12 protein-coding genes are annotated in these 13,131 nt (G+C 67.7%); 8 read left to right on the top strand and 4 right to left on the bottom strand.

Annotated features, from left to right (window positions below):
* Positions 1–5 precede the first annotated feature (5 nt).
* The gene (locus CAP37_RS01150) at positions 6–1,121 is read right to left on the bottom strand and encodes a class I SAM-dependent methyltransferase (RefSeq protein WP_086122469.1); all 1,116 of its coding nucleotides are present in this window, start codon (positions 1,119–1,121) and stop codon (positions 6–8) included.
* A gap of 29 nt (positions 1,122–1,150) precedes the next feature.
* On the opposite strand from CAP37_RS01150, the gene CAP37_RS01145 reads away from it, so the two are divergent.
* The 5 genes from CAP37_RS01145 to CAP37_RS01125 all read left to right on the top strand — a co-directional run bounded on the left by CAP37_RS01145 (position 1,151) and on the right by CAP37_RS01125 (position 5,233).
* The gene (locus CAP37_RS01145; protein ID WP_086122468.1) at positions 1,151–1,942 is read left to right on the top strand and encodes an SDR family oxidoreductase; all 792 of its coding nucleotides are present in this window, start codon (positions 1,151–1,153) and stop codon (positions 1,940–1,942) included.
* Positions 1,943–1,947: 5 nt separating this feature from the next.
* Positions 1,948–2,322: a dihydroneopterin aldolase gene (locus tag CAP37_RS01140; protein WP_086124761.1), complete on the top strand. Its 375-nt coding sequence runs from the start codon at positions 1,948–1,950 to the stop codon at positions 2,320–2,322.
* A gap of 89 nt (positions 2,323–2,411) precedes the next feature.
* A complete protein-coding gene (locus CAP37_RS01135; RefSeq protein ID WP_086122467.1) occupies positions 2,412–3,608 on the top strand; it encodes an ATP-binding protein in 1,197 nt (398 codons plus the stop codon).
* Between the two features lie 9 nt (positions 3,609–3,617).
* The gene (gene ttcA / locus CAP37_RS01130) at positions 3,618–4,535 is read left to right on the top strand and encodes a tRNA 2-thiocytidine(32) synthetase TtcA (RefSeq protein ID WP_086122466.1); all 918 of its coding nucleotides are present in this window, start codon (positions 3,618–3,620) and stop codon (positions 4,533–4,535) included.
* Positions 4,536–4,564: 29 nt separating this feature from the next.
* A complete protein-coding gene (locus CAP37_RS01125) occupies positions 4,565–5,233 on the top strand; it encodes a hypothetical protein (RefSeq protein WP_086122465.1) in 669 nt (222 codons plus the stop codon).
* A 12-nt stretch (positions 5,234–5,245) separates the two neighbouring features.
* Here CAP37_RS01125 and CAP37_RS01120 read toward each other — a convergent pair whose 3' ends face one another.
* The gene (locus CAP37_RS01120) at positions 5,246–7,612 is read right to left on the bottom strand and encodes a PAS domain-containing sensor histidine kinase (protein WP_086122464.1); all 2,367 of its coding nucleotides are present in this window, start codon (positions 7,610–7,612) and stop codon (positions 5,246–5,248) included.
* A gap of 96 nt (positions 7,613–7,708) precedes the next feature.
* Here CAP37_RS01120 and CAP37_RS01115 point away from each other — a divergent pair, with 96 nt between their 5' ends.
* Both CAP37_RS01115 and CAP37_RS01110 read left to right on the top strand, forming a co-directional pair.
* Positions 7,709–8,356, top strand: coding sequence for a histidine phosphatase family protein (locus CAP37_RS01115; protein ID WP_086124760.1), 648 nt, complete (start codon positions 7,709–7,711; stop codon positions 8,354–8,356).
* Entirely contained in the window at positions 8,340–9,515 is a 1,176-nt protein-coding gene (locus tag CAP37_RS01110; protein ID WP_086122463.1) for a DSD1 family PLP-dependent enzyme, read from the top strand. Before CAP37_RS01115 ends, CAP37_RS01110 begins: the two co-directional genes overlap by 17 nt.
* Here the strand turns inward: CAP37_RS01110 and CAP37_RS22100 are convergent.
* Positions 9,503–10,564 carry an SPOR domain-containing protein gene (locus CAP37_RS22100; RefSeq protein ID WP_086124759.1) on the bottom strand — a complete coding sequence of 354 codons (1,062 nt, stop codon included), beginning with the start codon at positions 10,562–10,564 and terminating at the stop codon, positions 9,503–9,505. The two genes, CAP37_RS01110 and CAP37_RS22100, sit on opposite strands and share 13 nt — an antisense overlap.
* Positions 10,565–10,665: 101 nt before the next feature.
* On the opposite strand from CAP37_RS22100, the gene CAP37_RS01100 reads away from it, so the two are divergent.
* Positions 10,666–12,393, top strand: coding sequence for a lysoplasmalogenase family protein (locus CAP37_RS01100; protein ID WP_086122462.1), 1,728 nt, complete (start codon positions 10,666–10,668; stop codon positions 12,391–12,393).
* Between the two features lie 18 nt (positions 12,394–12,411).
* Here CAP37_RS01100 and CAP37_RS01095 read toward each other — a convergent pair whose 3' ends face one another.
* On the bottom strand, positions 12,412–13,131 hold the full coding sequence (locus CAP37_RS01095) for an ABC transporter ATP-binding protein (RefSeq protein WP_086122461.1): 720 nt from the start codon (positions 13,129–13,131) through the stop codon (positions 12,412–12,414).

Genomic DNA, 13,131 nt, shown 5'->3' with positions numbered 1-13,131 from the left:
TTCACTCAGAGCCTGTGGGACCGGTCGCCGGTGGCGAAGCCCATGGGCACCCAACCTTCGGCGCTGGCAGCCGGCGCCAGCGCCAGCACCTTGAACAACTCCCCCATCTCGTGTTCGTTGAGCAGCTTCTGCATCATGGCGTTCTGCCGCACGTCGGCGCGCTGCGCCAGATCGAGCAGGCCGCAGTTGAGCAGAAAACGGCCCTGGCTGGTGTAGCCGATCACGCCCAGCCCGGCGTCCTGCGCGGCCAGGGCCACGCCGGTGAAGTTCACGTGGGCCGTGATGTCCTTCAACCCCACATCGACCAGAGGCTCGCTGTCGCTGCGGTGGCCACGGTGGCACATCAGCGTGCCCATGGCGCGCTGCGGGTGGTAGTACTCGGCCTCGGGAAATCCGTAGTCGAGCAGAAAGGCCGCGCCGCGTTGCAGCCGGTCGGCCAGGGTGCGCACGAAGGCCTCGGCCTGGGGATGAATTTCGGTCAGGTAATCGTGTTCGCCCGGCACCTCGAAGGGCGGACGCAAGTCGGTTGGGCGATCTGCCCAGACCAGATGGCCACCGCCGTCCAGCGTCACGCCGCGTTCAAACCACTCACCGCCCAGGCGCACCAGCAGTTGCACCGGCATGGCATCGAGCACCTCGTTGCCCAGCACCACGCCGCTCATGCGCTCGGGCAAGGCATCGGCCCAATGAACGCGGCCCGCGTGTGCTTCGAGGCTGGCGCGCTGGCGTTCGCGCAGGCTGCCAGAGAGATCCACGATGGTGTAGCGCGCAGGTGCCCGGCCCAGCACGGTCAGCGCGTCGAGCACCTGCTGGGCGAGCGCGCCACTCCCCGCCCCGAATTCCCACACCTCATCGGTGCTGGTGGCCTCCAGCGCCTGCGCCACCTGACGCGCCAGCGCGTGGCCAAACAAGGGCGTGAGCTCGGGTGCGGTCACGAAGTCGCTGCCATCCTGCGGGAGATGGCCGAACTTGCGCGCGGCGTTGGCGTAATAGCCCAGGCCGGGTTGGTACAGGGACATTGCCATGAAGCGGTCAAACGGCAGCCAGCCGCCGGCCTGAGCGATCGCCCCGGCCACCCGCGCCAGGAGGGGGCTCGCTACACTCTCGGGTTCTGTTGCCATGGGGGTCCGCACCCCCCGGATTGTCCTTCATGTCCAGCACCGCCCCTGCGTCCCACCCCGCCCCCCGCACCGTGCTCGTCACCGGCGCGGGCAAGCGCCTGGGCCGCGAGATCGCGCTGACGCTGGCGCAAGCGGGCTGGAACGTGGCGGTGCACCACCGCCACTCTGCTGCTGAAGCGCAGCGGACCGCCACCGAATGCGAGGCGATCAACGGCCGCGCGGGCAGTGCCCAGGCCTTCTTTGCCGACCTCGGCGACGAGGCCAGCGTGCGCGCCCTGCTGCCCGCAGTGGCCGCGCACTTCGGTCAGGTGGACGCCGTGGTCAACAGCGCCTCCACCTTCGAGCACGACAACGCCGGCAGCTTCGGCTTTGCCGCCATGGAGCAGCACCTGCGCGCCAACACCGGCGCGGCCGTGTTGCTGGCGCAGGCCCTGCACGCGCACCTGGAGGCGCGCGGGGCAGAAGGCGCCGTGGTGAATCTGCTGGACCAGAAGCTCTGGAACATGAACCCGGATTTCTTCAGTTACACGCTCTCCAAGGCCGCGCTGGAAGCCGCCAACACCATGCTGGCGCTGGCGCTGGCGCCGCGCGTGCGCGTGGTCGGTGTGGCACCGGGCCTCACGCTCACCAGCCATTTGCTGACCGATGAGAAGTTCGCCGAGCTGCACCGCCAGTCGCCGCTGGGCCGCTCATCCACCCCGCAAGACGTGGCCGCCACCGTGGCTTTTGCGCTGACCAACCGCTCCATCACCGGCACCACCCTGCTGGTGGACGGCGGCCAGCACCTGATGCGCTTCGAGCGCGATTTTTCCCTGATGTGATGCCCATGAACGCCAACGACGCCGGAACGCAGATCCTCACGCTCACCGGTCTGCGCTTCGACGCCAACCTGGGCATCCTGGAGCACGAGAAATCCACGCCACAGCCGATCCAGGTCGACGCCGAACTCAACCAGGGCACGCAGCCGCTGCTGCCGCACGACGACGACATCAGCCACGTGCTGGACTACCGCAAGGTGCGCCAGATCATCATCGACGAGTGCACCGCCGAACACGTGAACCTGCTCGAGAGCCTGATCGGCAAGCTCACGCGCCGGCTCATGCAGCTGCCCGGCGTGATCGGCGTGCGGGTGAAGATCGCCAAGCTGGAGATCTTTGAAGATTGCGAAGTGGCGATCCGGATGGAGAGTGGTCGCTGGTGAGGGCTGCGCAGCCTGTCACCTCCGAATCAAGCGAAGTTTGTCAAGTTATTGAAATTCTATAACTTGACAAACTTCAGTAGAATCCGCGCATGAATCCGATCCGAAACCCCTTCGCGCCCGGCGCTGGCACGCCGCCGCCGGAACTGGCGGGCCGCGATGCACTGCGCGAATCGCTGCGCATCGCGCTGGAGCGCGCGCGCATTGGCCGGCCGGCCAAGAGCGCCATGCTGGTCGGGCTTCGTGGGGTGGGCAAAACGGTCTTGCTTGATCGCGTGCGCGACGACGCGGAGGCCGCCGGCATCCACACCGTGCGGCTGGAAGCGCCCGAGGGCCGATCGCTGCCCGCGCTGCTCGCACCCCAGTTGCGGCAAGCCCTGCTGCGCCTGAGCCAGACCGAAGCCGCCAAGGCGTTTGCCATTCGCGGCCTGCGCGCGCTGGCCGGCTTCGCCAGCCGGCTGAAGGTGACTTACAACGACATCGAGGTCGGTATCGACTACGAGGCCGAGCCGGGCCTGGCCGACAACGGCGATCTGGAGCACGACCTGCAGGCCTTGATGGAACAGGTCGGGCTGGCGGCGAAGGCAGCGGGCACCGCGCTCGCGATCTTCATCGACGAGCTGCAATACGTGGAAGAAGCACAGCTGGCCGCGTTGATCACCTCCCTGCACCGCACCGCCCAGCGCCAGTTGCCGGTGGTGCTGGTGGGCGCTGGCCTGCCGCAGTTGCGCGGTCAGCTGGGCAACGCCAAATCGTATGCCGAGCGCCTGTTCGACTTCCCCGAGATCGGCGCACTGCCCACGGAGGCCGCCACGCAGGCAATCGAAAAGCCGTTGCGCGACGAAGGTGTGGAGATCACGCCGCCGGCGATCAAGGAGATCCTGCGCCTGAGTCAGGGCTACGCCTATTTTCTGCAGGCCTGGGGTAGCCACACCTGGCTGGCCGCAGAGAGCAGTCCGATCGGGGTCGACGTGGTGCGCAAGGCCAGCGTGACGGCGGTGGCCGCACTGGACGAGGGATTTTTCCGCGTGCGCTTCGACCGCTGCACGCCGAAGGAAAAGAAGTACCTGCGCGCCATGGCCGCGCTGGGCCCGGGGCCGCACCGCTCGGGCGACATCGCGGCGGACCTCGAAGAAAAAGTTTCGTCGCTGGCGCCCACGCGCAGCTCGCTGATCACCAAGGGTATGGTCTGGAGCCAGACGCATGGCGACACGGCGTTCACCGTGCCCATGTTCGATGAATTCATGAAGCGCATCATGCCTGGCGACGCCTGGCGACAGCACCGGTAAAGGACTCCGATGAACATCGAACTCGAAAACCACAAACTCGAAAAGCGCCTGTGTCGCGAGGTCGGCCGTGCGATCGTGGACTACAACATGATCGGCGAAGGCGACCGCGTGATGGTCTGCCTCTCGGGCGGCAAGGACAGCTACGGCATGCTCGACATCCTGCAGAAGCTGCAGGCGCGCGCGCCGGTGAGCTTCGAGCTGATTGTGGTGAACCTTGACCAGAAGCAGCCCGGCTTCCCGGCCGACATCCTGCCCGCGTACCTCACGAAGCTCGGCGTGCCGTTCCACATCGAGAACCAGGACACCTATTCCATCGTGAAGCGCGTGATTCCCGAAGGCAAGACCATGTGCAGCCTGTGCAGCCGGTTGCGCCGGGGCATTCTGTACCGCGTGGCCAGCGAACTGGGCGCCACCCGCATCGCGCTCGGCCACCACCGCGACGACATTCTGCAGACTTTGCTGCTCAACATGTTCTTCGGCGCCAAGCTCAAGGGCATGCCGCCCAAGCTGGTGAGCGACGACGGGCAGCATGTGGTGATTCGACCGATGGCTTACGTGGCCGAGAAAGACCTCGCCCGCTGGGCCGAGATCCGTCAGTTCCCCATCATTCCCTGCACGCTGTGCGGCAGCCAGGACAACCTGCAGCGCAAGCAGGTGAGCCTGATGCTGCAGGAGTGGGAAAAGAAGTACCCCGGACGCGTGGAGAACATGTTCACCGCGCTCCAGAATGTGGTGCCGAGCCACCTGATGGACCGCGAGCTGCACCCGTTCACCCGCCTGGAGGCCACGGGCGAGCCCGACGACGACGGCGACAAGGCGTTCGACGAAGAGACCGTGGCGACGCCGCCCACCGAGGCGGAACGCTTTGTAAATGCCGGGAACGCCAGGACCGACCGCGCGGTCATACCGATTTCGACGACGCATTGATTCGCCCGTTGGCGAGCCTGGGAGGCTTCATGAACTGGATTCGCACCTTCATCTCCGGCCTGGCGCTGCTGGCCCTCAGCGGCTGCGCCAGCGTGTTCCTGGTGGACAACCAGGTGCAGAGCTTCGCGCGCTGGGGCGAGCGCACCGGAGCGCCCGCGGCCGCCGCTGCGGTGCCGCAGCCACCGCAGGTGTACCGCTTCGACCGACTGCCCTCCCAGCGCCAGGGACCCGGTGCCGCCGGGCAGGGCGAGATCGAGAACCTGACCGCGCTGGCGCTGGCCAGGGTGGGCTGGACGCTCGCCGCCGAAGGTACCTCGGCGCCCTGGACGGTGCAGGTCAATGCCAGCACGCTGCGCCTGCCGCGCGCTCCTTGGGAAGACCCCTACGACAGCTGGCGCGGCTTCGGCCCGGGTTACGGTTTCCCGGGGCGCGACTACTACGTGACCGGCACGGGCCAGGTGATCTTCGGGCCACCCATGATGTTCATGCGGGTGGAGACGCCGTACTACCAGCGCCAGGTCGCAATCGTGGTGCGCCATGCGGCCAGCGGCCAGGTGGTGTATGAGACCCGCGCCGCGCACGATGGCCGCTGGCACAACTCGAATCCGCTCTGGTCGGCCATGCTCGACGCGGCGCTGCGCGGCTTTCCCACGCCACCCGAGGGCTTGAGACAAGTCGATATCGAAGTGCCGCGCTGACCACTTGGCCCGCTAGGCAGAAGGCTTTTCGAGCAGGTTGCGGATCGCCTCACCCAGCGCGTCCATGCTGTCCTGCTTGCCCAGCACCTCGCGCACACCGGCCTCGGCCGCTTCGGCCAGCAACTTGTCGTTCACGTGGCCCGAGACAATCGCCACGCGCAACGCGGGGCGCAGGCGGCGCACCAGGTGGGCCACCTCTACGCCTGATAGGCCGGGCATGTTCTGGTCGCTGACCAGCAGATCCACATGCTCCTGCGGATGGGCACGCAGCCAGTCGAGTGCCGCTTCGCCGGACTCGAAGGTGCTGGCCCGGTAACCCTGCTTGCGCAGCAGGCGGCCCACCAGGAACACCAGGGCCTCGTAGTCGTCGATGTAGATCACGTGCTTGCCCGAGGCGGCGGCTTCGCTGGCCGGCTTCGCGGGCGTTGCGCGCAGCGGTGACTCCTCACCCAACGTGGCGTCCGAGGCCAGCGGCAGGTAGACATCGAAACGCGCCCCCTCGCCCGGGCGACTCTGGATCTGGATGGCGCCGCGGTGGGCCTTGACGATGCCATGCACCACCGCCAGCCCCAGGCCGGTGCCGGCACCGGGCGCCTTGGTGGTGAAGAAGGGCTCGAAAATGCGGCGCTGGGTGTGCTCGTCCATGCCGGGCCCGTTGTCGGCCACGCTCAGGCAGGCATAGGCACCGCTGGGCACTCCGCCCAGTTGCAGGGCCTTCGAGGCGTCCAGGCTCACCTCGCGCAGGGCCACGGTGATGTCGCCCTGCTGGCCGTCCATGGCCTGCCACGCGTTGGTGCACAGGTTCATCAGCACCTGCTGCATCTGCGTTGCGTCGGCCATCACCGGCAGGCTGCGGCCCGGCAGGCGCGCCACCAGCTTGATGCCGGCGGGCAGCAGCGATCGCATCAGACCCAGCGCCTCTTCCACCAGTGGTGTCAGCGGCTGCCGCACCATTTCCTGCGTCTGGCGTCGGCTGAAGGTCAGGATCTGCTGCACCAGCTGCCGCGCGCGAATGGCGGCGCGGTTGATCTCGGTCAGGCTCTCCTGCGCCGCGTGGCCTTCGCCCACGTCCTCGCGAGCGAGCACCAGGTTGCCCAGAATAGCGGCCAGCAGGTTGTTGAAGTCGTGCGCCACGCCACCGGCCAGCGTCCCGATGGCTTCCATCTTCTGCGACTCCCTCAGCTGCACCTCCAGCGCGCGCTGCTGGGCCTCGGCCAGCTTGTGTTCGGTGATGTCGGTGTGCGTGCCCACCATGCGCAGCGGCCGCCCTTCTTCGTCGCGCGCAATCAGCATGCCACGCGAGAGCACCCATTTCCAGCTTCCGTCCTTGCACCGGATGCGGTGCTCGTTGCGATAGGACGGCACGCGACCTTCGAAATGGGCCTGCCGGTCGGCCACCATCTGGGCCACGTCGTCGGGATGCGTGCGGCTGTCGAACTCGGCAGACAGGTTGTCGATGTCATCTTCGGCGTAGCCGAACATGGCCTTGATGCTGGCGGAAAAGAACTCCTCGCCGGTCACAAGGTTCCAGTCCCACACGCCATCGCCCGCGCTCTCCAGCGCGAGCTTCCACAGCGCTTCGTTGTCGTGCAGCGCGGCCTCGGCCTGCTTGCGTGCGGTGATATCGAGCAGCACGCCCACACGGTGCGTGCCCTCGGGCCCCGCCGTCACAGCGTAGGAACGTCGATAGACCCACTTCACGCTGCCATCGGGCAGCACGACGCGGAACTCCCCGCCCAGGTCCACCGGGCCCTTCTGGATGTCCTGCATGTCCTGCTCCAGGATGGCCTGGTCGTCGGGATGCCGGTAGCGCGAAGCCAGCAACGGGTCGCGCATGAGGTCCTCGGGCTCGAATCCGTAGATGTCGCGCACGCCGGGGCTCACGTAGTCGTACCGGCGCTGGCCGTCGGGCGTGACGAACACCGAGAACACCATGCCGGGCACCTGGGAGGTGATCAGCCGCAGCTTCTCTTCGCTCTCGCGCAGGGCCTTCTGGCTGCGAATCCGCTCGGTGATGTCTTCCACGGTGCCTTCGTAGTACCGCAGCTCGCCAGACCCTTCGCGCACGGCGTGCGCGTTCTCGCTGATCCAGACCCGCTCGCGCGTCTTGTGACGGTAGATTTCCGAAACGAAGCCGCGCACAAAACCATCGCGCTCCAGTTGCTGCTTGAATTCGGCGCGCCGCGCCGGATCGACATACCACTCGATGGCAATGTCCTTCACGCCCTCGATCAGCTCGGCCTCGGTGGCGTAGCCGTTGAGCGCCACCAGCGCCTGGTTGGCTCGAATCATGTGCCCGTCGGACGAGCTTCGATACGCCCCGATCGGCAGGAAATTGAAAAGGGTGGAAAAATCCCCGTCGTGCGGCGAAGGCGTCATGAGCGAATTGTGTCGCAAACCCCTGCCCGCATCGGTTTCCAGCCGGTGCCCGACCCGCTACAGTGGCCGCAGTCCGACATTCCCCGAAAGCCTCCCTTGCAGATCACCCGCATCCTGGCCGTTCGCCACGGAGAAACCGCCTGGAACCGCGACACGCGCATTCAGGGCCACACCGACATCGCGCTCAACGAGCACGGCCGCTGGCAGGCCCGTCGCTTGGGCGACGCCTTGAAAGACGAGCCGATCGCCGCCGTCTACGCCAGCGACCTGGGCCGCGCCTACGAAACCGCCGAGGCCGTGGCCCGGGTGAAAGGCCTCCCGGTGGTCACCCACACGGGTCTGCGCGAGCGCCATTTTGGTCAGTTCGAGGGCCACACCTGGGCCGAACTGGAACTGCGCTGGCCCACCGAGGCACTGGCGTGGCGCAAACGCATGCCCGATTTCGCGCCGAACGGTGGCGAGTCGCTGCATCAGTTGCAGTTGCGCGTGATCCCCACGGTGCTGGCGCTGGCCGCGCGCCACCCGGGTGAACAGGTGCTGATGGTGGCGCATGGCGGCGTGCTCGACATCCTCTACCGCGCCGCCACCCGGCTGGAGCTGCAGGCGCCCCGCAGCTGGGAGCTGCCCAACACCGGCATCAACCGGCTGCTCTGGTCGCCCGAGGGACTGAGCCTGGTCGGCTGGGGCGACACCCAGCATCTGCACGTCGAAACCGGAAACACCCTCGATGAACACAGCGCTTGACGCCCGCTCCCGGTGGGAACGGGCGCGAGAGTGGATCGGCCAGGGCGTGGCCGTGGTCGACACCCCCTCGCTGGTGATCGACCTCGACGCCATGGACCGGAACCTCGCCCGCATGGCGGCATTTGCCAGCGAGCGCGGGCTGCGCCTGCGGCCGCACGCCAAGATGCACAAGAGCGCCGAACTGGCGCGCCTGCAGGTGGCCCACGGTGCGGTGGGCGTCTGTGTGCAGAAGACCGATGAAGCGCTGGTGCTGGCGCAAGCGGGCGCGCACGACATCCTCATCACCAACGAAGTGATCGCGCCGCAGAAGCTGCGGCGGCTGGCGCAGGCGGTGCGCGACCTGCCCACGCGCTTTGGTCTGGTGGTCGACAGCGCGCTGGGTGTGGCGCGCCTGGCGGATGCCCTCGCCGAGGCCGGCGTGCGCGGCGAGCACCGCATCGACGTGTACATCGAGATCGACGTGGGCCACGGGCGCTGCGGTGTGCCAGCGGGGGAAGCAGCCGTGGTGCTGGCGCACAGCATCCTGGCCAACCCGGTGCTGCACTTTGCCGGCCTGCAGGCCTACCACGGGGCAGCGCAGCACCGGCGCAACCCGGCCGAGCGCGCCCAGGCCATTGGCGAGGCCGCCTGGACGGCAGCCCTGGCACGCGAACGCCTGCAAGCCAGCGGCTTTTCGGTTCCCCTGATCACTGGGGCCGGCACGGGCACCTTCGTGCTGGAGGCCTCCAGCCGTGTGTGGGGCGAGCTGCAGGCGGGCTCCTACCTGTTCATGGACGCGGACTACGCGCTCAATGAACCCGCACCGCAGGCGCCCGTGTTCGAGCACGCGCTGTTCGTCAAGAGCCAGGTGATGAGCCGCGGCACCCAGCACGCGGTGTGCGACGCCGGCCACAAGAGCCACGCGATCGACAGCGGCCTGCCCGCGGTGTGGTTTCCCGGCGGTCTGGCCTACGCCAATGGCGGCGACGAACACGGCCTGCTGCGCGCTTTTGGCGCAGGTGCCACGCTGCCCGAGCTGGGCGAGACGGTGTGGCTCGTGCCGGGCCACTGCGACCCCACGGTCAACCTGCACGACTTCATGGTGGGCGTGCGTGGCGGGCTGGCCACCGGGCACGTGGAGCGCATTGTTTCAGTGGACGCGCGCGGTCACGGCTGGTAGATCTGCGCGTCCAGCCCCAGCGCGCGGATGCGCTCGGCGGCGGCATCGGCCTGCGCCCGGCTGCTGAACGGTCCCACCCGCACGCGGGTTCGGGCTCCCTTGGGCATCTCTACGATCTGTGTGTAGGCCGGCAGGTCGGCTTCCAGCAGACGGGCATGCGCCTTTTCAGCGTTGGCAGGATCGGCGAACAGGCCCACGTTGATGGCGAACTCCCGGTTTGAGGACGTTGCAGGCGGGTCGGCTGCAACTGGCTTTGGCGCGGGCGCAAGAATCGGCGGAACGGGTGGCGCGGGCGGCGCGGGCTCCGAGGCCGCAGGTTCGACCAGCAACACGGGCGGCACCTCCACCGGCGTGGGTTGGGGCTCGGAGGCCGCAGCGGGTGCGGGTTCAGCCACAGGTGCAGCGACGGGTTCGGCTGCAGGGGGCGCGGATACCTCGACGACCGCCGCTGGCACAGAAACCGGGGTTGAAGCAGGCTCGATCGCTGCAGCGGGCGGCCCGGCCTGCACCCGCGACCAGGCCAGATAACCAGCAGCCAAAGCCCCGGCCAGCAGCACATTCAGCAACACCAGCCCCCAGAGCCGGCGCCGCGTACTGGCCTGTTTCTCCAGGGCTTCGCAGGCTTCGCGCACGGTGCGGGCTTCGCGCACGGCGCGCGTCATGCGGCGGCGGGTGTCGGCGTGCAGCCAGGCGTTGCCGTAAGCACCTGGTATGGCGATGCACAAGGCAAAAAGCGCCCCCAGCACACCCCACTCCACCGCAGGTGGCCAGTGTAGAAAGCGCCGGCCCACACCCAGAATGAGCAGGGCCAGCCCTTCTGCGCAGGCCACATACACCAGCGCGGCCAGCCACACCTGCCGAAACGCAAGCCAGTTGAGCGTGACGAGACCAGCGGCCCAGTTCCAGGCCGGGCCGGCGCGCCCGTCGTCGTCGAAGCGCGCGAACAGCTTGAGGTAGTGGGCCGTGTTCACCGGGCCGAGGGCGGCGCGGTAGAGCGCCGTGGTGGCGCTCTCCGGGGCGGTCGCGGCGGGCTGCGAGGGGGCGGACATGCCCGATTCTGGCATGCGACATGCGGGTTGTTGCCAGCCTCGCGCCGCATGGATTCTGGCCACAATGCGCGCATGCATTGCCTCTGCACCGCCACGCCCCCATGAGCCCCAGCCAGATCATCGTGCTGGCCACGCCGGTTTTCTTCGCCCTCATCGCGCTGGAATACGCCATCGGCCTGAAGCGCCAGCGCAACACCTACCGGCTCGACGACGCCATCTCCAGCATCGGCCTGGGCATGCTGAGCCAGATCAGCGCCGTGTTCACGCGGCTGCTGCGCGTGGGCATCTACACCGCCGTTTATTCGGCGGTGGCGATCTGGCCGGACCACCCGTTCTGGACCACGTGGGCCGGCTGGCTGCTGGCGCTGGTCTTCTACGATTTCTGCTACTACTGGCTGCACCGCGCCGGACACGAAACCGCGCTCTTCTGGGCCGCGCACGTGGTGCACCACCAGAGCCAGGACTACAACCTTTCCACGGCGCTGCGCCAGACCAGTTCGGGCGCACTGGTCGGCTGGGTGTTCTACCTGCCCATGGCCGTGGCGGGCGTGCCGCCGCTGGTGTTTGGCGTGGTCGCCCTCATCGACCTGCTCTACCAGTTCTGGGTGCACACCGAGCAGGTGGGCAAGCTCGGCTGGTTCGACCGCTGGTTCTGCAGCCCGTCCAACCACCGCGTGCACCACGCCGTGAACGACCGCTACGTCGACCGCAACTACGGCGGCATCCTCATCGTCTGGGACCGCCTCTTCGGCAGCTTCCGGGAAGAAGACGAGAAGTGCGTCTACGGCACGCGCAAGCCACTCAACAGCTGGGACCCGCTGTGGGCCAATGGCGAGGTGTACTGGAGTTTGCTCAAGGACTCGTGGCACACACGGAGCTGGGTCGACAAGCTGCGCGTGTGGTTCAAGCCGCCGGGCTGGCGCCCCGCCGATGTGGCGGGGCGCTTTCCTGCGCCGGCCTTCAATATCGCTCAGGTGCAGCGCTACGCACCGCCCATGGGGCGGGGCGTGCAGGTTTTTGCCGCCGCACAGTTCGCGTTGCTGCTCGGCGGCGTGGCCGGGTTCCTGTGGTTCGCCGATGGCTGGCCCATGGCGCGCAATGCGGTGGTGTTTGCGGTGCTGCTGGTGTCGCTGTGGTCCATTGGCGCGGTGATGCAGGGGCGCATCGGCATGGGCGAGGCGCTGCTGATCGAATGCGCAGCGCTGTCCATGGCCACCGCCGCGCTGGGGTGGGTGGAACTGCACCGCATCTTCAAGCCGCTGACCATGCTCGTCGCGATGGCGGTGGTGCTGGGCCATTCGCAGGGTGCAGGCGGCCTGCAGCGGGCCAGCGGGTTGCTGCTGGGCGCGCTCGCGTTCTCGCTTGCCGGCGACGCATTTCTGATGTTCCCGGGTTACTTCATTCCGGGACTCGTTTCTTTCCTGATGGCGCACCTGATCTACATCGCGCTGTTTCGCCAGCAGGTGCCATGGTTCCCGAGCCGACGCGCGCTGATCGCCACGCTGGGCATCGGCCTGGCCATGTACGCCTTTCTCTGGCAAGGCGGACTGCCCGCCGCACTGCGTGCACCCGTGGCAGCCTACGTGCTGGTGATCGCGCTCATGGCCGCCCAGGCCATCGGTCGCGCCACGTTGCTGCGCAGCGCCGCAACGATCGGGGTGGCGGTGGGCGCAGCGTTCTTCATGCTGAGCGACACGCTGCTCGCGATCAACCGGTTTGTCTCGCCGCTGCCGATGTCACAGGTCTGGGTCTTGAGCACCTACTACGCGGCACAGATTCTGATCGTGCGGAACATCGTTCGACCCCAGCCAGATCCCGTCACGCACTGACGGTCCGGCGCCCGCTGTTCAGGCCGGGGGAGTGGCCTCGTCGCGCGATATTCGGCCGTCCACCAGCTCCACCAGCCGGTCGCAGCGCGCCGCCAGCCGCGGGTCGTGTGTGACCACGACGAAAGACACGCCGCGCTCGGCATGCATGCGGCGCAGCTGAACGAACACCTCGTCAGAGGATGCTGTGTCGAGGTTGCCGGTGGGTTCGTCGGCCAGCACCAGCGGCGGCTCCATCACCAGCGCGCGGGCAATCGCCACGCGCTGCTGCATACCGCCTGACAGCTGTGATGGCCGCTTGTCCATGGCCTTGGCCAGACCCACCGCGTCCAGCAACTCACGCGCCTTGGCCAGCTGCGCGGCACTCACGCGGCCTTCGGCCATGAGCGCGGGCATGGTCACGTTCTCCAATGCGGTGAATGCCGGCAACAGGTGGTGGAACTGGAACACGAAACCAAGCAGATTGCGCCGGCGCATGGTCAGGCCGTTGTCGTCCAGTCCCTGCACTTCTTCACCCTGGAAGCGGTAGGTGCCCGAACTCATGCGTTCAAGCAGGCCAATGATGCTGAGCAAGGTGCTCTTGCCCGATCCCGAAGGGCCGATGAGCGCGATGAATTCGCCTGGCATCACGCGCAGGTTCAGACCGTGCAGCACTTCAGTTTCGCTGGGCAGGCCGGGGTTGTAGGTCTTGCGCACCTCGCTGAGTTCGATCAGGGGCACCGGGGCGGTGGTTGCGGTCAT

The organism is Hydrogenophaga sp. IBVHS1 (genome assembly GCF_002127265.1).
Classification (GTDB): Bacteria; Pseudomonadota; Gammaproteobacteria; order Burkholderiales; family Burkholderiaceae_C; genus Hydrogenophaga.
The sequence above is the reverse complement of the archived record's forward strand: the minus strand, read 5'-3'. Positions and strand labels throughout refer to the sequence as shown.